This window comes from Massilia sp. NBRC 108631 (assembly GCF_059704565.1).
The window spans coordinates 1-23,399 of the sequence record NZ_BAAKJE010000257.1 but is presented as its reverse complement, the minus strand read 5'-3'; the positions used below and the strand labels follow the sequence as shown (position 1 = coordinate 23,399).

The following is a 23,399-nucleotide window of genomic DNA, read 5'->3' as shown; positions in this document are numbered from 1 at the left end:
CGGTGTAGGCGAAGTCGAAGAAGCCCTTGAAGCCGGTGTTGCCCAGCTTCAGGCTGCCCGAACTGAAGACCGAGTCGCGCTGCGATTCCGGGTTGATCTCGATGGTGGACGGCGAGTCGTAGAAGCAGTTGCCGTCGCCGTAGAAGTCCAGGTTGCTGGCCGCGCATTTGCCGCCGTGCGACAGCGCGTACGGGTTCAGGTTGACGTTCTGCTCCACCGGCTTGCCGGTTTTCGGGTCGATGGTGTCGTAGCTGACGGTGGCGTTGGCCGGCAGCGAACGGGAGGAACCGTTGATGAACTGCAGCGCCTGGCCGGTTTTCGGATCGGTGAAGTTGACGATGCCGGTGCGCGCGAAGTCGCGCTGCGACGCTTTGAGCTGCTTTTGCTGGTCGTGGCTGGCCGAGACGAACACGCTGTAGCCGTCGTCCTCGTAGTCGCCGAAGCCCTTGCTGACGCTGATGGAATTGCTCTGGCCGCCGGATTTCTGAGGGCTGTTGAGCTTGGCGTTCACTTCCCATGGGGAAGCGCCTTTCTTCAGGATGAAGTTGACCACGCCGGCGATGGCGTCGGCGCCGTACAGGGCCGAGGCGCCGTCGGTCAGCACTTCCACGCGCTCGATGGCCGACAGCGGAATCGAGTTCAGGTCGATGGTGGTGCCGGAGTTGGCCGGCGCCACGCGGCGCCCGTTCAGCAGCACCAGCGTGTAGGCCGCGCCGATATCGTGGATGGAGGCGGTGGTGACGCCGCCGCCGCCGCCGCCGACCGAGTCGCCGGCCACGGAGAAGCCCTGCATGGCGGGCAGCTGCTGGATGAAGTCGGTAACCGTGCTGACGCCGGTCTTCTTGATGTCCTTCTGGCTGAAGCTCTGTACCGGCAGCGACGCTTCGGAAGCGATGCGCTTGATGCTGGAGCCGGTGATTTCCACGCGCTGCATGGTCTCGGTTGCCGCTTCCTGGGCTGCAGCGGCGTGCATGCCCAGTGCCAGGCCACCCGCGAACATCGCGCGCAGGGAGCGGGACAGTACTGTTTCTTTGATCATTACTTTGAAGCTTTCTTTTGATGCGATGGGAGGAATCAACTTGCTGCTTAACTTGCCGTTTTTGCAGGTCCCTGTAATTCTCACGAAAAATCACAGGGGCGTTATGAGACCACTGATTGCGCAATCTTGTCAATTTTTGTTCGGGTTTTTTGCGGAAACAGGAGTATTTCTGCTAACTAGATACTGTTTTAACAAAACTATCTGTATAGACTTATCAAAAGAAAAAAGCAGGGCGGCGCTTGCGCAGCGCCTGCGGAGGCCGACGTATCAAAAGAAAAAAGGGCGGTGCTTGCGCACCGCCCTTCAGGCGTTCCGGCTAAAAGCTAAGCGATTAGAAGAACTTGTAGTTCACGCCCACTTTGACGTAGCGGCCGATGGCGCCGGTGGCGTCCATCGGGTTGTAGCTCAGGCCGCCATAGGTCAGCGGATCCAGCGGCGCAATCTTGTCCAGCACGTTGTTCATCGACGCGAACAAGGTCAGCTGCTTGCTGAAGTTGTAGCGGGTCGACAGGTCCAGGGTGGTGAACGAAGCGATTTCGCAGTTGGTGGTGCCTGGCTGGCCGTTGGCCAGGTTGGAGGCGCAGGTGTTGCCTTCGAACAGGATGTTCTTCATCTTGGCGCGATAGTTCACGATGCCGTTGAAGTTCCAGTCGCCGATGTCCCAGGTGCCGGTCAGGTTGATCTTGTCCTTAGGCGTACCGGCGCAGTTCGAGGTGTCGCAGTTGCCATGGGTACCGGCGAACTGGTACACCGTGGTGGCGGACTCGTGGCGCTTCCAGGATGCCACGTGGGTCCAGGTCAGGCCGACTTGCGCCTTGCCCCAGGAACCCAGGCGCAGGCGCTGCTTGATGTCCAGGTCCACGCCGCTGATTTCGGTGAAGCTCGAATTGCGGTACGGGGCTTGGGTCAGCACCAGGGTGCCCGAGTTCGGGATCACCACGCCATTCTGGACCAGGTTGTTGTCGTTGCGGATAGCGGTCGGCAGGGCGGCAGCTTCGTTGTACGGCAGCGGATTGATCTCGTCGGAGCGCTTGATCTTCCAGCCATCCACGGTGATGGCGGTATCGGCCAGCACGTCCCACACCAGGCCCACGGTCATGCCCTTGGAGGTTTCAGGACGCAGGTTGGCGTCGCCCACCTTCACGGCTGCCACAGGAATGGCGCAGTCGGTCGACGTGGCGCCGCCTGCGGCTGGTTTGCCGCCAGGGCAGCGGATTGGATCGGACACGGTCGAGGTGCCGGTCGATTGCGACGAGGAGCTGCCTTCGGCAGGACCCGGGGCGCGGAAGCCTTCGGTGTAGGTGCCGCGCAGCGCGAAGCTCTTCAGCGGGGTCCACTTGATGCCGGCTTTCGGCGTGGTCGAGTTGAAGTTGTCGTATTTGTCGTAACGCACGGCGGCGCTCAGTTCGACGTTCTTGATCACCGGGGCCAGGATCTCGGCGTAGATAGCCGATACCTTGGTGTCGCCGAAGGCGGCCACGTAGCTCGAGTTGATGGAACCGTCTTCCGAACCCTTCAGCGAAGGATTGGACAGTTTTTCCTGGCGGTGCTCGGCGCCGATCGCCAGGCCCATGTTGCCGCCCGGCAGAGCCCACAGCTCACGCGAAGCCTTGAAGTCGATCACGTCCAGCTTGGTGGTCGAATCGGAGGTGGCGTTGGTCACCATGGCTGCGTACAGCGAAGCCGGGTTCTTGTTGGCCTGCGCGCCGATGTAGTACGGGAAGAAGGGCGACTTCGGATCGCCCAGTGCGGCCGCCACCACCTTCATGTTCAGCATGTTGCTGTAGTCGAGGTGCAGCTTGGACTCGGAATGGGTGTAGCCGGTGTCGTACTCCCAGCCCATGGCCGAGCCCTTCACGCCCACCACGAAGCGGGTGAATTCGTTGTTGGCCGAGCGGGTGCTTGGGCCGACGTCGAAGGCGCTGTAGCGGATGCGGACCGGTGCGCCGTACGGGTTCTGAGGATGGCTGGCGGCCATGATGTTCAGGTTGCCGTAGTTGATGAAGCCCAGCGGGTTGGTGGCGTTCGGCGGGAAGGCCACGGTCGGGGTCACCGACGGCGGGATCATCGTGAACGCGGTGTCGCGCTTGGAGTAGCCGGCTTCGACATAGGCTTGCATGTCGTCGTTGACTTGCCAGGTGCCGCGGCCGTACAGGTTGACCGATTCAATCTCCGGCTGCATGTCGCGGAACTGGTCGTTGTGCCACAGGCAGCCGCCGTTGGCGCCGGTCTGGTCGACCGTCTTGCTCAGGCTGGAGCAGCCTGGCAGGCTGGTGTAGGCGGTGGTGACCGGATTGCGGATCAGGCCGGTTGGGCTTGGCTGGGCGCTGTTTACGCCGGCGATGTAGCCGCTGGCGAACTGGGTGCCGACCGGGAAGCCGTATGGACGCAGGTCGCCGTGGCCGATGTGGCCGCGGTCGGCGCGGTCGCTGTTTTTCAGGCGGTCGGACTGGTTGTATTCGGCGTTCAGGACGATGTTGTACTTGTCGTTGTCCAGGTTGCCCTTGCCGAACGAGACCGAAGCCTTGTTTTGCTTGGCGTCGCTGTAGCGCGACGTGCCGACGTCGCCCTTCACTTGCAGGCCCTCGAAGTCCTTGCGCAGGATGATGTTGACCACGCCGGCGATAGCGTCGGCGCCGTAGGTCGACGAAGCGCCGTCCTTCAGGATCTCGATGCGCTCGACGATCTGCATCGGCACGGTGGACAGGTCGGTGAAGCTCTTCTGGCCGTCATCGGCGCGGGCGAACGGCGCCATGCGGCGGCCGTTCAGCAGCACCAGGGTGGAGGTCGCGCCCAGGCCGCGCAGCGAGATGGCGGTGGAACCAGCGGCGAAGCCGTTGCCGAAACCGGTCGGCAGCGAACCGGCGCCGTCCACGGTCAGCGTCTGCAGGTATTCGGCCACGGTGGCCTTGCCCGACTTGAGCAGCTCTTCGCGGCCGATCAGCTGGATCGGCGAGGCGGTTTCGGCGGTGGCGCGCTTGATGCTCGAACCGGTAATCTCAACACGCTGGACATTCGCGCCGGCATCTTGTGCCATCGCCGGTGCTGCCAGCAGACCTGCTGCAACCACGCTGCCCGAGAATATCAGGCGCACGGAACGTGCCATAACTGTTTCCATCATCATGCTAAAAACCTCCAACTAGTGTATTGATAAACGAAGCGACTGCACTGACTTTTTGTTACCCGCGTATTCGGCAAAGTCGGCCCGTTCCCAGTTGAGCAAACGTCTAGGCATTTGCTCAAGTCTTCGATGGAACCACCGCGCGGCGCGCACTGTCAAGGCGGACACGGCAGCGGCGGCATAACCAAAAGTTGTTTTCCGGCCTACAAAGCCAGCGATCTTGACGCTAAATTGCGGCAAATTCAGCCTACGCGGTGCAACGGGGCGAAATCGAAGTGTGAAAATGGCGCGGCGGCAACTTCACGCTTCGGTGGGGTTTTGTTAGTTTTTGGCCACAGCAAGCGTAAAAAAGGGCGGTGATTGCTCACCGCCCTTTTTGGGGATACGACCTTCAGATTGTTACATTAGTTGAAGGTGTAGGTCGCGCCGACTTTGAAGTAGCGGCCGATGGCGCCGGAGGCGTCCATTGGGTTGAAGCTCATGCCGCCGTAGGTCAGCGGGTCCAGCGGAGCGATCTTGTCGAACACGTTGGCCACCGACGCGGTCAGCTGCAGGTTCTTGCTGAAGTTGTAGCGGGTCGACAGGTCCATGGTGGTGAACGAAGCCAGCTTGCAGCCGTTGGGCGCGGCGCTGCCGTCAGCAAACTTGGAGGCGCAGATGTCGCCTTCGTATTTGATGTTCTTCATGCTGTCGCGGTAGTTCACGTTGGACGCGAAGTTCCAGGCGCCGATGTCCCACGAAGCGGACAGGGTAGCCTTGTTCTTCGGCGTGCCGGCGCAGTTCGAGGTGTCGCAGTTGCCGTGGGTGCCAGCGAACTGGTACTGCACGGTGTCGGACTCGGCGCGCAGCCAGGACGAGATGTGGGTCAGGTTCAGGCCGATGACGGCCTTGCCCCAGGCGCCCAGGCGCAGGCGCTGCTTGACATCCAGGTCCACGCCGGTCACTTCGGTGTAGCTCGAGTTGCGGTAGGCGCCCGACACCACCAGCAGCGAGCCGGAGTTCGGAATCACCTGGCCGGCGGCGTTCTTCAGGTTGTTGTCGTTACGCACGGCGGTTGGCGATTGCGCCGCTTCGGCGTAGGACACCGGGTTGATCTCGTTGGAACGCTTGATCTTGAACGCGTCGATGGCGATGCTGTTGCCTTCGAACGGATCCCATACCATGCCCAGGGTGTAGCCCTTGGATTCTTCAGGCTGCAGCTTAGGGTTGCCGACCTTGATCGAGCTGACGGTGATCGAGCAGTCGGTCAGGGAAGCGCCGGCCGCTGGCGTGCCGCCCGGGCAACGGATCGGGTCGCGCACCGGAGCGCTGCCGACTGCCTGGCTCAGCACGTTGGACTCGGCCGCGCTAGGAGCGCGGAAGCCTTCGGTGTAGGTGCCGCGTACCGCGAAGTTCTTGGCCGGGGTCCATTTCGCGCCCACTTTCGGGGTGGTCGAGTTGAACTGGTCGTAGTGGTCGTAACGCAGGGCAGCGGTCAGTTCCACGGTTTTCAGCACCGGCGCCAGCACTTCGGCGTAGACGGCCGACACGTTGTTCTTGCCGAACGCGGCGGTGTAGCTGGAGTTGATGGAGCCGTCGGCGGTGCCCGACAGGGACGGGTTGCTCAGCGTTTCGCGGCGGTGTTCGCCGCCGATGGCCAGGCCCATGTTGCCGCCTGGCAGAGCCCACAGTTCACGGCTGGCCTTGAAGTCGGCGATCATCAGCTTGGTGCTGGAATCGGAGGTGGCGTTGGTCACCAGGGCAGCGTACAGCGAAGCCGGGTTCTTGCCGGCTTGCGCGCCGATGTAGTACGGGAACAGCGGCGACTTCGGATCGCCCAGCGCCGACTGCAGTGCCTTCATGTTGAACAGGTTGCTCCAGTCCAGGTTCAGCTTGGACTGCGAGAAGGTGAAGCCGGTCTCGTAGTCCCAGCCCTTGACGGTGCCTTTCAGGCCAGCCACGAAGCGGGTGAACTCGTTGGTGTTCTTGCGGGTGCTTGGGCCCACGTCGAAGGCCGAGTAGCGCACGCGCACCGGTACGCCGTACGGGTTCTGCGGGTGGTTGGCAGCCATCAGGATGGTGTTGCCGTAGTTGATCAGCTGGTTGGGACCGCCGTTCGCGCCCGGAAACACCACGGTCGACGAGGTGGCCGACGGGGTCAGCGTGAAGGCCGTGTCGCGCTCCGAGTAGCCCGCTTCGAAGAAGGCCTGGTGGTCGGCGTTGATCTGGAAGGTGCCGCGCGAGTACAGATTGATCGATTCGATCTCCGGGTTCATCGAGCGGAACTTGTCCTGGTGCCACAGGCAGCCGCCGTTCGGGTCTTGCGGCGCCGAGGTCGAGAACTGGCTGCAGCCCGGCAGCGAGACGTACTGGCCCGTTTTCGGGTTCAGCAGGGCGCCGGTAGGCGATGGCGAGGCCGCGCCGTTGCTGATGTAGCCGCCGGCGTACTGGGTGCCGATGCCGTAGCCCCATGGGCGGATGTCGCCGTGGCCGATCCAGGCGCGGTTGCCGCGGTCGGAAGCCTGCAGGCCGTCGGTCTTGCTGTATTCGGCGTTGAAGACGATGTTGTACTTGTCGTCGTCCAGGTTGCCCTTGCCGGCGGTCACGGAGACCTTGTTCTGCTTGGCGTCGGAGTAGCGCGATGCGCCGGTGTCGCCCTTGATCTGCAGGCCTTCGAAGTCCTTTTTCAGGATGATGTTGACCACGCCGGCGATGGCGTCGGCGCCGTACAGCGAGGACGCGCCGTCTTTCAGCACTTCGATGCGCTCGACGATCTGCATCGGGATGGTGGACAGGTCGGTGAAGCTCTTCTGGCCGTCGTCGGCACGGGCGAACGGCGCCATGCGGCGGCCGTTCAGCAGTACCAGGGTGGAGGTCGCGCCCAGGCCGCGCAGCGAGATGCCGGTGGCGCCAGCGGCGAAGCCGGAACCGAAGCCGGTCGGCAGCGAACCTGCGCCGTCTGCGGACAGGGTCTGCAGGTATTCGGCGACAGTGGCCTTGCCGGACTTCATCATGTCGTCGCTGGTCAGGACCTGGATCGGCGACGCGGTTTCCGCGGTCGCGCGTTTGATGCTCGAGCCCGTGATTTCCACGCGCTGGATGTTAGCGTCTTGTGCAAAAGCCTGTTGGGCCATCAAGCCCGCCGCCACCACGCTGCCCGAGAAGATCAGGCGCACCGAGCGGGATAAAACCGTTTCCATCATCATTACAAACAACTCCCAAGAAAAGTATCGTCTGGCGGCATCCAAAGGCGTAGCCAAGCCGGGCCGCTTTCGGCACAGCTTGCTAACTGGATTAGTTGCACACCAACAATTCTCTCCAAAAATCACATATTGTTTTCGGAGAGGGATCGCATCAGAACACTGGGGGCTAAGAATTGTCAATGAAAAGCGCGTCCTGTGATGCGAGAAAACAACAATCGTTTTGTTTGCTGATATGTAAGATGTTGCGCTGCGTTCTACTGTTGAAAATGTACGATAACGCCGTTTTTCAATCATGAAATATTGCAATGCAGCATAACTTTTTCTTGCGCGCCGGGCCGGGGTAAGGATGATGGTGGGGGAGCGGGTGCTCCTATAACTCTGAGGAATACCTGATTAATGCTTGCCTATATTCTGCGCCGCCTGTGGCAGATGCTGCCCACCATGCTGGGCGTGGTACTGCTGGTGTTTATCCTGTTCAACTGGGTGGGCGGCGATCCGGCCTATATCCTGGCGGGCAAGATGTCCAGCGCCGAGAGCATCGCCAATATCCGCCGCCAGCTGGGCGTGGACCAGCCTTACTACGTCCAGCTCGGCATCTTCCTGAAGCAGATCGTCACCTTCGACTTCGGCCAGAGCTGGGCCACCGGCGAAGCCGTGTCCAGCATCATCACCACGCGGTTGGGGCCGTCGCTGACGGTGCTGGTGCCGCTGACCATCCTGGAAACGCTGATCGGCATCGCGCTGGCGCTGGTGGTCGCCTTCGTGCGCGGCTCGCTGCTGGACCGCGCGGTGATGATCGCCTGCACCGTCGGCATGTCGATCTCCATCCTGGTCTACATCATCGTGTTCCAGTACGGCTTGGCCTACCGCTTGGGCCTGTTCCCGGTGCAGGGCTGGGGCGATAGTTTCTGGGACAACCTGCTGCGCTACGCCACGCTGCCCATCCTGATCGGGCTGGCGGTGACCATCGCGCCCACGCTGCGGCTGTACCGCACCTTCGTGCTGGACGAGGTCAACCAGGACTATGTGCGCACGGCGCGCGCCAAGGGTTTGGGCGAGGGACGCGTGATGTGGGTGCATGTGCTGCGCAACGCCGCCATTCCCATCATCACCCATGTCATGGCCAACCTGCCGGCGTTGCTGATCGGCGCGTTTCTGCTGGAGCGCTTCTTCGGCATTCCGGGCATCGGGCGCGAAGTGATCCTGGCGGTGGAGCGCAGCGATTTCCCCGTCATCAAAGCCATTACCGTGTACGTGGCCGCCGCCACCATGGTGTTCAACCTGCTGACCGACCTGCTGTACCAGGCAGTCGATCCGCGCGTGCAATTGAGGTAGGCAAGTGAGCAAAGAAGTGCAGATGCAGAATCCCCACGCCGCGCCCGGATTATGGACGCTCGCCTGGCGCCGCTTGCGCGCCGACCGCGTGGCCATGGTTGCCCTTGCCGTGGTCGGCGCCTTCATGCTGCTGCTGGCCTTGTCGGCCAGCGGGCTGGTCGTCTCCGACTGGGAGGAGGAGGTGGGAATCAATTACGCGCCGCCGTCCTTCCTGGCAGGCCCATCGTCCCGCGCTGCGGACCCCGCCGGCGCCGCAGGACGGGCGAGTGCGGAGCACGTGACCCAAGCGCCGCCGCAAAACGAATTCGACCCCCTCGCCGACGATCTGCGTGCCCTGCGCGCCGGACTGCCCGCCGCCGCCCTGGCGCCCCCCGAGCGCCAGCCCTCGCTGCCCTTCGGCGCCGACAAATGGGGGCACGACGTCATCAAGAAAACCATCAAGGGCGGCGAAACCTCCATCGTGGTCGGCCTGGTGGCGGCGCTGGTGGCAGTGGCGCTGGGCACGCTGTTCGGCGCCGTGTCCGGCTTTTATGGCGGCCTGGTGGACGACTTCTTCAACTGGTTCTACAGCATCTTCACCTCCATCCCGTCGATCCTGATGATACTCACCGTGGCCGCCGTGCTGCAGCAGAAGGGCGTGATGACCATCGTGCTGATCCTCGGCCTGACCGGCTGGACCGGCCCCTACCGCCTGATCCGCGCCGAATACATCAAGCACAAGGCGCGCGAGTACGTGATGGCGGCCGACGCCATTGGCGCCTCCAGCTGGCGCAAGATGTTCTCGCACATCTTCCCCAACGTCAGCCATGTGGCGCTGGTGCAGGTGTCCATCCTGGTGGTCGGTTTCATCAAAGCCGAAGTCATCCTCAGCTTTCTCGGCTTCGGCGTGCCGGTGGGCGTGGTCAGCTGGGGCTCCATGCTGAACGAGGCGCAGAACGAACTGATACTCGGCAAGTGGTGGCAGCTGGCGGCGGCCGCCTCCGCGATGGCCTTGCTGGTCACCGCCTTCTCCCTGTTCACCGACGCGCTGCGCGACGCCCTCGACCCGAAAGTGAAGTGATGGATAACACCAATTTGCTCGAAGTGCGCGACCTGCGTGTCCGCTTCCGCACCGGCAAGACCAGTACGTTCGAGGCCGTGAAGGGCATCAGCTTCGCCGTGCCGCGCAACAGCACGGTGGCGCTGGTGGGCGAGTCCGGCAGCGGCAAGTCGGTCAGCTCGCTGGCGGTGATGGGGCTGCTGCCGCCGGACACCACGCTGATCGACCCGGCCGGCAGCATCCTGTTCCACGGCCGGGACGTGCTCAAGCTGAGCGTCGCCGAGCGGCGCCGCATGTGCGGCAAGGACATCTCGATGATCTTCCAGGAGCCGATGTCCTCGCTGAACCCGGTGTTTACGGTGGGCTACCAGATCGGCGAAGTGCTGCGCCAGCACATGGGCATGGGCAAGAAGCAGGCGCGGCTGCGCACGCTGGCGCTGCTGGACGAAGTGGGCATTCCCGACCCGGCGCAGAAGATCGACGCCTACCCCAGCCAGATGTCGGGCGGGCAGCAGCAGCGCGTGATGATCGCCATGGCCATCGCCTGCGAACCGGAGCTGCTGATCGCCGACGAGCCCACCACCGCGCTGGACGTCACCATCCAGAAGCAGATCATGGAGCTGATCGCCAGCCTGCAGCGAAAGCGCCAGATGTCGGTGCTGTTCATCACGCACGACCTGGGCCTGGTGGGCGAGATTGCCGGCCAGGTGATCGTGATGCGCCACGGCGAGGTGCGCGAGGCCGGCGCCACGCGCCAGATTTTCGGCGACCCGCAGGACAGCTACACCAAGGCGCTGCTGCACTGCCGCCCGTCGCTCGATACGCGCCCGTGGCGCCTGCCGGTCATCAATGACTACATGGAGGGCAAGGCCGGCGCCGGGGTCGCGCTGAAGCAGCGCGCGCGCGGCACCGCGCCGGACGACGAACACGTGCTGGTGGTGGACAAGCTGAGCAAGAGTTTCTACGTGCGCGAAGGCTTGTTCGGCCAGCGCGAGTTCAAGGCCGTCAAGGACGTGTCGTTCAAGCTGGCGCGCGGCAAGACACTGGGCGTGGTGGGCGAATCCGGTTCCGGCAAGACCACGGTCGGGCTGACCCTGCTGCGCCTGCACCAGGCCACCGGCGGTACCGCCATGTTCGAAGGCAAGGATCTGATCTCCATGCCGGCCAGGGAATACATGGCCTACAAGCGCCGCATCCAGATCATTTTCCAGAATCCATACGCATCGCTGAACCCGCGCTACACGGTGGGGCAGATCCTGCTTGAGCCGATGAAGCTGCACAACATCGGCGCCAGCGAACGCGAGCGTGTGGAAAACGCCTGCCAGCTGCTGGAGAAAGTGGGCCTGCCGGCGCACGCCTTCCATCGCTACCCGCACGAGTTTTCCGGCGGCCAGCGGCAGCGCATCGCCATCGCGCGCTGCCTGACGATGAAGCCGGAAATCCTGGTGTGCGACGAATCGGTGTCGGCGCTGGACGTGTCGGTGCAGGCGCAGGTGCTGAACCTGCTGCAGGACTTGCAGGACGAGTTCGGCCTGTCCTACATCTTCATTTCGCACGACCTGTCGGTGGTCAAATACATTGCCGACCAGGTCATGGTGATGCACCAGGGCGCAGTGGTGGAGCTGGCCGACTCGGACCAGCTGTACCGCAATCCGTCGCATCCCTACACCCGCTCGCTGCTGGCGGCGATCCCGCGCCACGATTTCGGATAAGATAGCGGCATCATGGCGAACTTACTCTCATTGCTGCAGGAATACGGTGTGTTCATCGTGTTCGCGATCGTGCTGATCGAACAGATGGGTTTGCCCATCCCCGCGTTTCCGCTGCTCATCGTCTCCGGCGCGCTGGCCGCGAACGGCGAACTGCACTGGGGCGGGGTGCTGGCCGCCGCGCTGCTGGCCTGCTCGGTGAGCGATTTCTTCTGGTTCCGCGCCGGGCGGCGCTACGGCAAGCGCATCCTGAAGCTGCTGTGCCGCATTTCCCTGTCGCCGGATTACTGCGTCAGCCAGACCGAGGATAATTTCCGCCGCTGGGGACCGAAGTCGCTGCTGGTCGCCAAGTTCATTCCAGGTTTCAACACCATCGCGCCGCCGATGTCGGGCGCCATGGGCACCTCCTATCCGCGCTTCCTCGGCTTCAGCGTGCCTGGCGGGCTGATCTGGTGCGGCACCGGCATCGGCATCGGCGCCTATTTCCACCAGAGCATAGACGACGTGCTGGACATCCTGTCCACCATGGGCGGCACCGCGCTGAGCGTGCTGGGCGCCTTGCTGGTGCTGTTCATCCTGTACAAATATGTCGAGCGCAAGCGCTTCCAGCAGGCCGTGCAGATGGAGCGCATCACGGTCGACGAGCTCAAGCAGCTGCTGCAGGACGGCCACGCCCCGGTAATGGTCGATGCCCGCAGCGCCACGGCGCAGATGCTGGAGCCGGCCGTGCCGGGTGCGCTGCTGGTCAACGGCGATCCGCTGGGCGTGATTGCCGCGTTGCCCAAGGACCGCCACATCATCGTCTACTGCAGTTGCCCGAACGACGTCACCGCCGCCCACGTGGCCAAGCAGATGCATGCGCGCGGCTACAGCTACGCGCGGCCGCTGCATGGCGGGCTGGATGCGTGGAACACGGCATTCGCGCATGAACTGCGCCGCCCGCGCAACGAGGCCGATTCGGCGGTCACCGCGTCCCACGGCTGAACCGGCGGGCTGCGGCCCCTGCGGACGCGCAAAAACCCTGGCTTCGGCCGGGGTTTTTTGCTTTGGCGGGGTAGTCATACTACGGTTGATTTATTGCGAAGCGTTAGTTTTTGTACCAAGTGCGTCTGAAAATGTACCAAAACTACAAAGAGGGCTTGCGCGGGAGTTGAGATTTCCATTAAGCTAAGGCCTCAACTATTTTTTCGCCATCATGACTGTCCAGCCTACATCCCCTCAACATTCCGGCTTCCCCGGCGGCCCGCGTTTATTGGCGGACGTGGGCGGCACCAATGCCCGTTTTGCGCTGGAAGTGGCTGCTGGCAGCGTCGCCCACATCAACGTGCTGGCCTGTGCGGACTATCCGTCCCTGGCCGATGCGCTGCGCGCCTACCTGGCGCTACCCGGTGTGGCTGAGGTGGTGGCGGCGGCTGGCGGCGGCATCCGCCATGGCGCCATCGCCATCGCCAACCCGGTGACCGGCGACTTTGTGCGCATGACCAATCACCATTGGGAATTTTCCATTGAAGCGCTGCGCAGCGGCTGCGGTTTCGACGTGCTGGCGGTAGTGAATGACTTCACGGCCCTGGCCAGCTCGCTGCCCTTCCTGTCGGATGAGCAGAAGCGCCAGGTGGGCGGCGGCGCGGCGCAAGCCGGCGCGCCGCTCGGGCTGATAGGCGCCGGCACCGGCCTGGGCGTGTCCGGGCTGATCCCTGGCAAGGACGGCGGCTGGACCGCGCTGCTGAGCGAGGGTGGCCATGTCAGCTTCTCGCCGGCCAATCCGACCGAAGTCGCCATCCTGCAGTATGCGTGGACCGAGTTCGAGCATGTCTCGGCCGAGCGCCTGATGTCCGGCGTGGGCATCGAACTGATCTACCGCGCGCTGCGCCACCATCGCGGCCTGGCGGCCGAAGCGCTGGCGGTGCCGGAAATCGTGCGCCGCGCGCTGGACGGCGAATGCGCGCTGTGCGACGAGGCGGTGGAAACGTTTTGCTGCATGCTGGGCACCGTGGCCGGCAATCTCGGCGTCACCTTGGGCGCGCAGGGCGGCATCTATATAGGCGGCGGCATCGTGCCGCGCCTGGGCGCGCGCTTCGACCGCTCCGGTTTCCGCGCCCGCTACGAGCAGAAGGGCCGCTTCGGGCAGTACCTGGCGCGCATCCCGACTTTCGTCATCACGGCCGAGTATCCGGCCTTCGTTGGGGTGTCTGCCATTTTGAACGAGCGGCTTGCCTCGGCGTAATTCTTATTCCGCTTGACTGGACAAATTATCCGTTTCGTAGTTTTATCAGGTACAATTGCCGCAGTTGGACCTGACACCTCCATCCCCATCGGTAGTGCCCCTGCCCAGCGCGCATAGGCCCGGGCGCACATCTTTGCATTTATTTGCAAACACAAGATAGCTATGAATACAGTTGAGGCGAAAAAAGTCCTCGAAACCGCTTTGCTATGCGCGCATGAGCCTCTGTCGATTCACAGCTTGAAAAAGCTGTTTGTTGAACTGGACGATCAGGGCCGGCCGCGCAATGACGGCCTGGGCACCGAGACGATCAAAGAAATACTGGAACAACTGAGGCTGGACTGGGACGGCCGTGGCATCGAGGTCGTGAGCCTGGCCAGCGGCTGGCGTTTTCAGAGCCGGCCCGAGATGAAGCACTATCTCGACCGCCTGAGCCCGGAAAAGCCGCAGAAATACTCGCGCGCGACGCTGGAAACCCTGGCCATCATCGCCTACCGCCAGCCGGTGACGCGCGGCGATATCGAGGAAATTCGCGGCGTGGCCGTGAACTCGCAGACGATCAAGATGCTGGAAGACCGCGGTTGGGTTGACGTGGTCGGCTACCGCGATGTGCTGGGACGGCCGGCCCTGCTGGGCACCACCAAGCACTTTTTGGATGATTTGGGACTCAATTCGCTGTCCCAGCTGCCGCCTTTGCAGCAAATCAGCGATATGCGAGGTGGCGCGCCCGACATGGAAGCGCTGGAAGCAGCCCTGCAGGAGAACTTTGACAAAGCGGCGCAACACGCCGCGCCGCCCATCAATGAGGCACCGGCTCACGCCCTTGCGCCAGAAACGACGGTTGACGCTGAGCCCAACCAAGAAATGAATAATGAACAACACTGATACCCCAGAGACTGTCGCCGGCGCACCCGCCGCCGACCCGGCTGCCAAGCCTAAGCGCCGCACCAAAGCCCAGATCGAAGCCGACAATGCTGCGCAAGCCGCCGGCGAGACTGCGAAACCGAAACGCAAAACCAAGGCCGACGCCGCAGCAGGCGATGCCGCCGCCGCGCCTGCCGACAGCGCCGCCGCCGCGCCCGTGAAGAAACCGCGCGCCAAGCCGGTCAAGGCCGCCGCTGAAGGCGCCGACGCCGGCGCTGCCGCCGCTGCGCCCGCCGCCGCAGGCGAGGCCACCCCGGCCAAGGCGCCGCGCGCCAAAAAGCCAAAAGCCGACGTGCCTGCCGCTGTAGGCGCCGCCGCTTCCGCTGACGCCGCCGCGCCAGCCGCGCCAGCCGCATCCGGCGAGGCCCCGGCCGCCGACGCCGTCCAAGGCAAGCACGACAAGGCCGAGCGCCGCCCGCGTGGCCCGCGCCAGATGCGCGAACTGCGCGCCGTGCGCGAAGCGACCCGTCCGGCGCCGGTGGTAGCCGGTGCCGACGGCGCCGAGGGTGCCGCAGCCGCGGCCCCGCAGGCAGGTGCCGCTGAAGGCGAGGGCGCCGCCGCCCAGGGGCAAGGCCAGCGCCACGAGCGCGGTCCGCGCAACGAAGGCCGCAACAAGAACAAGAAGAAGGGCAAGCAGCGCGGCCAGGGTGGCCAGGGCGCGCAAGCCGGCCAGGCCGGCGCCAAGCTGAGCGACGCCGACGCCGCCTTTGCCTACGCCACCTCCGACGCCTTCGACCGCGAAGACGGCAAGGGCCGCGCGCCGGCCAAGGTCGTGCGCCGCGACCTGACCGCCGACGACGACGCGCCCAAGCTGCACAAGGTGCTGGCCGAAGCCGGCCTGGGCTCGCGCCGCGACATGGAAGACCTGATCGTTGCCGGCCGCGTGTCGGTGAACGGCGAGCCGGCCCACATCGGCCAGCGCATCCTGCCGACCGACGCGGTGCGCATCAACGGCAAGCTGATCCAGCGCAAGGTGAGCAAGAAGCCGCCGCGCGTGCTGGTGTACCACAAGCCGGCCGGTGAAATCGTGTCGCACGACGACCCGGACGGCCGTCCATCGGTGTTTGACCGCCTGCCGACCATGAAGGCCGGCAAATGGCTGGCCATCGGCCGCCTGGACTTCAACACCGAAGGCCTGCTGCTGTTTACCACCTCCGGCGACCTGGCTAACCGCCTGATGCACCCGCGCTACAACATCGACCGCGAATACGCGGTGCGTACGCTGGGCACGCTGGAAGAAGGCATGCGCCAGAAGCTGCTGGCCGGCGTCGAGCTGGAAGACGGCATGGCCAACTTTTCCAAGATCGCCGACGGCGGCGGCGAGGGCATCAACCGCTGGTACCGCGTGGTCATCAGCGAAGGCCGCAACCGCGAGGTGCGCCGCATGTTCGAGGCCATCGGCTTGACCGTGTCGCGCCTGATCCGTACCCGCTACGGCGCGATGACGCTGCCAAGCGACCTGAAGCGCGGCCGCTGGGAAGAAATGGAAGAAAACACCGTGCGCGACCTGCTGGCCGCGTATGGCGTGGAGAAAAAGCAGCCGGGCGACAGTGCCCAGGGCGCGCCAGGCGGCCAGGGCGGACAAAAACGTCCGCAGGGCGTGCATGGCGGCCAAGGCGGCCGTGGCCAGGGCGCAGCCCAGGGTCAGCGCGGCAGCCAGAAGCCGCGCCGCGACCGCGACGAACATGATGACGGCGAGCCGAACGGCAACCGCATGGACGTCAGCAACAAGAATGCCGACCCGTTCCCGCAAGCACCGCGCGGCCAGGGCCGTGGCCAGGGCGCCTATTTCGGCGCCGGCCAGGGCGGCGGCTTCGGCCGTCCGGGTGGTGGTTCGGGCCGCCCAGGCGGCTCCGGCCGTCCGGGCGGCGCGGGCGGCGGCCAGGGTGGCCTGGGCCGTGGCCAGGGCGGCCAGGGCGCCGGCGCCGGCAAGGGGCCGAAAGGCCCGCGCCAGCCGGATCCGCTGCAAACCACGTTCGGCTTCGGCAATGCCGGCGGCCCGCGCCGCGGCAACCAGCAGCCGCGCGGCGGCGCCTCCGACCACGGCATGCCGCGCCGCCGCAAGGGCTGATCGCATAGCGGGCTGAGCCGCATTGGCGCCAAATCGGGGTCTGACCCCGAAGTGTGCTGAATGCGGCTCAGCTTGGCTGGTTTCGCGCGGCTTGCCGTTTTTTGGCGGATTTGATTGTTGTTTGCGTGTCTACTGTGGTATGTGGCATTGCAGCGAAGTCAATTGGCGGTTATAATGACCAGCCTAGAAAAGTGATACGCAGGTTTTAACGCTGAGTGTGCTTTCATCTGGATTGGAATACAAGAAGATGGGCAATTGCCCATTTTTTTTTTGGTGAACCGTTTTTAGCGGAGAATTTTTTTGCAACTGCCGGAACTAATTGAAAAGACCGTCGCCGGTCTGGGCTACGAGCTGGTTGATGTCGAACGGGCCGAGCGCGGACTGCTGCGCGTCTATATCGATTTCAGCGCGGCGGATGCGGCCGAAAAAGGCCCGATCACGGTTGAAGACTGCGCCACGGTCAGCCACCAGCTGAGCCATGTGCTGACGGTCGAAAACGTCAACTACGAGCGGCTGGAAATTTCGTCGCCCGGCCTGGATCGGCCGCTGCGCAAATTGGAAGATTTCACGCGTTTCGCAGGTTGCGAAGCCATCGTCAAGCTGAAGGTCGCCATGCCAGGCACCTCCAACCGCAAGTCCTTCGAGGGCGTGCTGCAGGAGCCGCAGGGCGATCAGCTGGCGTTGGAGTTTGAAGGTAAAGATGGTCCGGCGCTGTTGGAGTTTACGCTCGCCGATATGGATAAGGCACGCTTGGTGCCGCAGGTGGATTTTAAGGGACGCAAAGCATGAGTCGCGAAGTTTTGTTATTGGTGGACGCGCTGGCGCGTGAGAAAAACGTCGACAAGGACGTGGTCTTTGGAGCGCTCGAGTTCGCGCTGGCGCAAGCCACGAAGAAGCGCTACGAAGGCGAGGTCGACATCCGCGTTTCGATCGACCGCGATTCGGGCGAGTTCGAATCCTTCCGCCGCTGGCACGTGGTGCCCGACGAAGCGGGCCTGCAGCTGCCTGACCAGGAAGTGCTGCTGTTCGAAGCAAAAGAGCAGATCCCCGACATCGAAGTGGACGACCACATCGAAGAGCCGATCGAATCGGTCGAGTTCGGCCGCCGTTTCGCCCAGGACACCAAACAGGTAGTGCTGCAGCGCGTGCGCGATGCCGAACGCGAACAGATCCTGGCCGACTTCCTGGAGCGCGGCGACTCGCTCGTGACCGGCACCATCAAGCGCATGGAGCGCGGCGATGCCATCGTGGAATCGGGCAAGATCGAAGCGCGCCTGCCGCGCGACCAGATGATCCCGAAGGAGAATCTGCGTATCGGCGACCGCGTGCGTGCCTTCATCCTGCGCGTGGACCGCAATATGCGCGGCCCGCAGGTGATCCTGTCGCGTACCGCTCCCGACTTCATCATGAAGCTGTTCGAGCTGGAAGTGCCGGAGATCGAACAGGGCATGCTGGAAATTAAATCCGCAGCCCGCGACGCCGGCGTGCGCGCCAAGATCGCCGTCTACACGGCCGACAAGCGCATCGACCCGATCGGTACCTGCGTCGGCATGCGCGGTTCGCGCGTGCAAGCCGTGACCGGCGAGCTGGGCGGCGAGCGCGTGGACATCGTGCTGTGGTCGGAAGATCCGGCCCAGTTCGTCATCGGCGCGCTGGCTCCGGCCAATGTCTCGTCGATCATGGTCGATGAAGAGAAGCACGCCATGGACGTGGTGGTGGACGAAGAGAACCTGGCCATCGCCATCGGCCGCTCGGGCCAGAACGTGCGCCTGGCCGCCGAGCTGACCGGCTGGAAGATCAACATCATGACGGCCGAAGAATCGGCCGACAAGGCAGCCCAGGAAACGGCCGCGATCCGCGCGCTGTTCATGGAAAAACTGGATGTCGACCAGGAAGTGGCCGACATCCTGGTGGAAGAGGGCTTTGCCAGCCTGGAAGAAATTGCTTACGTGCCGATCTCCGAAATGCTGGAAATCGATGCGTTTGACGAAGATACCGTCAATGAATTGCGGACCCGCGCACGCGATGCGCTGGTGACCGAGGCGATCGCCTCGGAAGAAGGTCTGGAAGGCATGGACGAGGCATTGGTCGGTCTGGAAGGCATGGACCGCATCACCGCCGGCAAGCTGGGTCTGGCTGGTATCAAGACCGTAGAAGCTTTTGCCGCACTGGCTTACGACGAATTTGGCGCCATCCTGGCCCTGTCCGCCGACCGTGCCCGTGCACTGATTGCAAGTGAATTTGAAGATGTGACCGACGATGAGATGAAGTTGGTTGACTCGAAGTACGACGACCGCGCCAAGGCCCTGCAAGCCAAAGCCTGGTCGGCGGCCGAATCCGCAAAGGCATAATTTGAGTATCTTTATCATCTCCGCGACACATAGAAAAGAGGACTGAATGGCGAGTAACAACGTAGCCCAATTTGCCACCGAACTGAAGATGCCTGCAGATTTGCTGCTGACGCAGCTGCGTTCTGCTGGCGTCGAAAAGAGTTCGACGTCAGATCCATTGTCGAAAGATGATAAGGATAAGTTGCTGGAACATCTGCGCCGTACCCACGGTGCAGCTGCGGACACTGAAAAGAAAAAGATCACGCTGACCCGCAAGGAAACCACCGAGATCAAGCAGGCTGACGCCACGGGCAAATCCCGCACCATCCAGGTCGCGGTCAAGAAAGTACGCACCTTCGTCCAGCGCGACGAGCCGGCGCCTGTCGCCGCCCCTGCCGCGCCGGTGGTGGACGCCGCCGAAGTGGCGCGCCGCGAGGAAGACGCACGCAAGCAGGCCGAGCTGATCGCCCGCCAGGAAGCGGAACTGCGCGAAAAGCAGGAGCGCCTGGCCAAGCTGGAATCGGAGAAGGAAGCCCAGGCCCAGGCCGCCGCTGCCGCCGAAGCCGAAGCGAAGAAAGCGGCCGACGCCGAAGCCAAGAAAGCCGCCGCTGCCGCCAAGGCCGCCGCCGACAAGCCAGCCGCTGCAGCCGCAGCGCCGGTGGTAGTCGACGCCGCCGCCGAAGCGAAGAAGGCCGCCGCCGCTGAAGAAGCGAAGAAAGCCGCCGAGCTGGCCAACAAGGAAGCCGCCGAGCGCGCAGCCGCCACCGAGCGCGCACGCAAGGCCGTGGCCGACGAAGTGGCCCAGATCAAAGCCATGATGAACGCGCCGCGCCGCGCCATCAAAGCCCCTGAACCAACCCCGGCACCGGTCGCCGTCAAGGCCAAGACCGCCGAAGGCACGCTGCACAAGCCTGCCGACAAGAAGCCGGCCACCGACAAGCCGGGCGATAAAAAGCCTGCCGTCGGCGACAAGAAATCCATCAAGTCGGCCAATGTCTCGTCGACCTGGCAGGACGACGCCAAGAAGCGCGGCGCCCCTGGCGGCGGCGCAGGCAAAGGCCGTGGCGGCAACACCGGTTCGACCGGCGGCCGCGACGGCTGGCGCAGCGGTGGCCGCGGCGGCCGCCGTGGCGGTTCGCACGCGGACGACCGCGAGACCAACTTCCAGGCCCCGACCGAAGCCATCGTCAAAGATGTGCACGTGCCGGAAACCATCACCGTGGCCGAACTGGCGCACAAGATGTCCGTCAAGGCATCCGAGGTTATAAAACAGCTGATGAAGCTGGGCCAGATGTGCACCATCAACCAGGTGCTGGACCAGGAAACCGCGATGATCCTGGTGGAAGAGATGGGCCACAAAGCCCACCCTGCCGCCGAGGACGATCCGGAAGCGCTGCTGGCCGACCAGGGTGAGCACGCTCACTTCGAGTCCACCTCGCGCGCACCGGTGGTGACCGTCATGGGTCACGTCGACCACGGCAAGACCTCGCTGCTGGACTACATCCGCCGCGCCAAGGTGGCGTCGGGCGAAGCCGGCGGCATCACGCAGCACATCGGCGCATACCACGTCGAAACGCCGCGCGGCATCATCACCTTCCTGGACACCCCGGGCCACGAAGCCTTTACGGCCATGCGTGCCCGTGGCGCCAAGGCCACCGACATCGTCATCCTGGTGGTGGCGGCGGACGACGGCGTGATGCCGCAAACGAAGGAAGCGATCGCCCACGCGAAAGCTGCAGGCGTACCGCTGGTGGTGGCGATCAACAAGATCGACAAACCGGGCGGCAACCTGGAGCGCGTGACGCAGGAACTGATCTCCGAACAAGTGGTGCCGGAAGAATACGGCGGCGACTCGCCGTTCGTGCCGGTGTCGGCCAAAACCGGCCAGGGCATCGACGACCTGCTCGAGCAAGTGCTGCTGCAAGCCGAAGTGCTGGAACTGAAGGCACCGGTCGACGCGCCAGCGCGCGGCCTGGTGGTGGAAGCCCGCCTGGACAAGGGTAAGGGTCCTGTGGCCACCATCCTGGTGCAGTCCGGTACGCTGAAGCGCGGCGACGTCGTGCTGGCGGGTTCCTCGTATGGCCGCGTGCGCGCCATGCTGGACGAGAACGGCAAGGCAGTGGCCGAAGCCGGTCCATCGATCCCGGTCGAAATCCAGGGCCTGACCGAAGTGCCGGCCGCCGGTGAAGAAGTCATGGTCATGGCCGACGAACGCAAGGCCCGCGAGATCGGCCTGTTCCGTCAAGGTAAGTTCCGCGACGTGAAACTGGCCAAGCAGCAGGCCGCCAAGCTGGAAAACATGTTCGAACAGATGGCCGAAGGCGAAGTGAAGAACCTGCCGCTGATCGTCAAGACCGACGTGCAGGGTTCGCAAGAGGCGCTGGTATCCTCGCTGCAGAAGCTGTCGACCTCCGAAGTGCGCGTACAGGTTGTGCACGCTGCGGTGGGCGGCATCACGGAATCGGACGTCAACCTGGCGGTGGCCTCGAAAGCGGTCATCATCGGCTTCAACGCCCGTGCCGATGCACAGGCGCGCAAGCTGGCCGAGTCGAACGGCGTGGACATCCGCTACTACAACATCATCTACGACGCGATCGAAGAGGTGAAGGCAGCCCTGTCCGGCATGCTGGCGCCAGAGCGCCGCGAGCAGGTTACCGGCCAGGTCGAAGTACGCCAGGTCATCCTGGTCTCCAAGGTCGGCGCGATTGCCGGCTGCCTGGTTACCGACGGTGTGGTCAAGCGTGTTTCCTCGGTTCGTCTGCTGCGCAACAACATTGTGGTGTGGACCGGCGAGATCGATTCGCTCAAGCGCTTCAAGGACGATGCGAAAGAAGTACGCGCCGGTCTGGAATGCGGCTTGTCGCTGAAGAACTACAACGACATCCAGGTTGGCGACACCCTGGAAGTGTTCGAAGTGCAGGAAATCGCCCGTACGCTGTAATAGCGGTCGGCGCACTGGCGGGTCAGTGGAACCGGGGCGAGCCCCCGGTTTCATTGGCCCGCCAATTTTTTTAGGTAAGACATCATGGCAAAACATAGCAAAACCATCCCCGCGCGCGGCCTGCGCGTGGCCGACCAGATCCAGAAGGACCTGTCGGTACTGATCGCCTACGAACTGAAGGACCCGCGCGTGGGCATGATCACGCTGTCCGAAGTCCAGCTCACGCCGGACTACGCGCACGCCAAGATCTATTTCACCATGCTGAAGGACGATCCGGAAACCGTGAAGAACACGCTGGCCGGCCTGAACGCGGCCTCCGGCTACCTGCGCAATATGCTGGGCAAGCGCCTGCACATCCACACGCTGCCGGCGCTGCACTTCCACCACGACATGTCCGCCTCGCGCGGCATGGAGCTGTCCGCGCTGATCGACCAGGCCAACGCCACCCGCGCGCTCGATGACGACGGCGACGCCGGCGGCGACAAGGGCAACGGCGAAGCCTGATGAACCAGCCGAAAGTCAAACGCGTCCGCGACCTCGTGGACGGCGTGCTGCTGCTCGACAAGCCGGTCGGCCTGTCCTCCAACGACGCGCTGATCAAGGCCAAGCGCATGCTGAACGCGAAGAAGGCGGGCCACACCGGCACGCTGGACCCGTTCGCCACCGGCCTGTTGCCGCTGTGCTTCGGCGAAGCCACCAAGTTCTCGCAGGACTTGCTGGAAGCCGACAAGACCTACCTGACCACGGTGCACCTGGGCCAGCGTACCGACACCGGCGACACCGAAGGCCAGGTCATCGAAACGCACGCGGTGAACGTCACGCGCGAGCAGATCGAGGCCGTGCTGCAACGCTTCCGCGGCCCCATCGAGCAAGTGCCGCCGATGTACTCGGCCCTCAAGCGCGACGGCAAGCCGCTGTATGAATACGCCCGCGCCGGCGTGACCCTGGAGCGCGAGGCGCGCCCGGTCACCATCCACAAGCTGGAATTTGTCAGCTACGAGGCGCCGTTCCTGAAGCTGGAAGTCAAGTGCAGCAAGGGCACTTACATCCGGGTGCTGGGCGAAGACATCGGCGCCGCGCTGGGCTGCGGCGCGCATTTGAACGCGTTGCGCCGCATCCAGGTCGGCGACCTGGTGATGACGGACGTGGTGACCTTGGAACAGGTGGCTGCCCACCCGGCCCCGCTGGAACTGCTGGCGCCGGTGGACGCGCTGCTGTCGTCCTTTCCGGCGGTGCAGCTGACCGAGGAACTGGCCAGGCGCTTCCTGAACGGGCAACGCCTGCCGCTGGGCAAGGAGCCTGCCGTCACGCCGCCCATGCTGGCGCAGGTGCCGGGCCGCGTGCGCGTCTACCTGGGCGAGAAGCTGCTCGGCACCGCCCAGCTGGGCGAGTACGATATCCTGGCGCCGGAACGCCTGATCGCGGTCGGCGCCTGACCCTGCCAATCATCCGCTGGCCAGTGTCGGTTTTCCTTACATAATTGTGTA

15 protein-coding genes are annotated in these 23,399 nt (G+C 64.0%); 12 read left to right on the top strand and 3 right to left on the bottom strand.

Annotation, left to right across the window (positions count from 1 at the left end):
* From AC6H42_RS27910 to AC6H42_RS27900, 3 genes are all read right to left on the bottom strand, one after another.
* A partial coding sequence (locus AC6H42_RS27910) for a TonB-dependent receptor plug domain-containing protein (RefSeq protein WP_497549446.1) occupies positions 1–1,039 on the bottom strand: 1,039 nt, incomplete at its 3' end.
* A gap of 331 nt (positions 1,040–1,370) precedes the next feature.
* Positions 1,371–4,145: a TonB-dependent receptor gene (locus AC6H42_RS27905; RefSeq protein WP_497549445.1), complete on the bottom strand. Its 2,775-nt coding sequence runs from the start codon at positions 4,143–4,145 to the stop codon at positions 1,371–1,373.
* A gap of 419 nt (positions 4,146–4,564) precedes the next feature.
* Positions 4,565–7,345 (bottom strand): TonB-dependent receptor, encoded by a 2,781-nt coding sequence (locus AC6H42_RS27900; RefSeq protein WP_497549444.1) that lies wholly within the window; start codon positions 7,343–7,345, stop codon positions 4,565–4,567.
* 393 nt (positions 7,346–7,738) lie between these two features.
* Between AC6H42_RS27900 and AC6H42_RS27895 the strand changes: the two genes are divergently transcribed.
* The 12 genes from AC6H42_RS27895 to truB all read left to right on the top strand — a co-directional run bounded on the left by AC6H42_RS27895 (position 7,739) and on the right by truB (position 23,348).
* Positions 7,739–8,677, top strand: coding sequence for an ABC transporter permease (locus AC6H42_RS27895; RefSeq protein WP_497549443.1), 939 nt, complete (start codon positions 7,739–7,741; stop codon positions 8,675–8,677).
* 22 nt (positions 8,678–8,699) lie between these two features.
* Positions 8,700–9,737, top strand: coding sequence for an ABC transporter permease (locus AC6H42_RS27890; protein ID WP_057153728.1), 1,038 nt, complete (start codon positions 8,700–8,702; stop codon positions 9,735–9,737).
* The gene (locus AC6H42_RS27885; RefSeq protein WP_497549442.1) at positions 9,737–11,428 is read left to right on the top strand and encodes an ABC transporter ATP-binding protein; all 1,692 of its coding nucleotides are present in this window, start codon (positions 9,737–9,739) and stop codon (positions 11,426–11,428) included. The genes AC6H42_RS27890 and AC6H42_RS27885 overlap by 1 nt, the downstream gene beginning before the upstream one ends.
* Positions 11,429–11,440: 12 nt before the next feature.
* A complete protein-coding gene (locus AC6H42_RS27880) occupies positions 11,441–12,409 on the top strand; it encodes a VTT domain-containing protein (RefSeq protein WP_497549441.1) in 969 nt (322 codons plus the stop codon).
* 211 nt (positions 12,410–12,620) lie between these two features.
* Positions 12,621–13,649 (top strand): glucokinase, encoded by a 1,029-nt coding sequence (locus AC6H42_RS27875; protein ID WP_497549440.1) that lies wholly within the window; start codon positions 12,621–12,623, stop codon positions 13,647–13,649.
* A 162-nt stretch (positions 13,650–13,811) separates the two neighbouring features.
* Entirely contained in the window at positions 13,812–14,531 is a 720-nt protein-coding gene (scpB, locus tag AC6H42_RS27870; RefSeq protein WP_057153521.1) for an SMC-Scp complex subunit ScpB, read from the top strand.
* Positions 14,518–16,641 (top strand): pseudouridine synthase, encoded by a 2,124-nt coding sequence (locus AC6H42_RS27865; RefSeq protein WP_497549439.1) that lies wholly within the window; start codon positions 14,518–14,520, stop codon positions 16,639–16,641. Before scpB ends, AC6H42_RS27865 begins: the two co-directional genes overlap by 14 nt.
* A gap of 300 nt (positions 16,642–16,941) precedes the next feature.
* Entirely contained in the window at positions 16,942–17,430 is a 489-nt protein-coding gene (rimP, locus tag AC6H42_RS27860) for a ribosome maturation factor RimP (protein WP_056399542.1), read from the top strand.
* Positions 17,427–18,992, top strand: a complete 1,566-nt coding sequence (gene nusA / locus AC6H42_RS27855) for a transcription termination factor NusA (RefSeq protein ID WP_056399544.1) — start codon at positions 17,427–17,429, stop codon at positions 18,990–18,992. The genes rimP and nusA overlap by 4 nt, the downstream gene beginning before the upstream one ends.
* Positions 18,993–19,038: 46 nt before the next feature.
* On the top strand, positions 19,039–21,912 hold the full coding sequence (infB, locus tag AC6H42_RS27850; protein ID WP_057153523.1) for a translation initiation factor IF-2: 2,874 nt from the start codon (positions 19,039–19,041) through the stop codon (positions 21,910–21,912).
* Positions 21,913–21,996: 84 nt separating this feature from the next.
* On the top strand, positions 21,997–22,416 hold the full coding sequence (gene rbfA / locus AC6H42_RS27845; RefSeq protein ID WP_057153524.1) for a 30S ribosome-binding factor RbfA: 420 nt from the start codon (positions 21,997–21,999) through the stop codon (positions 22,414–22,416).
* A complete protein-coding gene (truB, locus tag AC6H42_RS27840; protein WP_497549438.1) occupies positions 22,416–23,348 on the top strand; it encodes a tRNA pseudouridine(55) synthase TruB in 933 nt (310 codons plus the stop codon). Before rbfA ends, truB begins: the two co-directional genes overlap by 1 nt.
* The last annotated feature ends 51 nt before the right edge of the window (positions 23,349–23,399 follow it).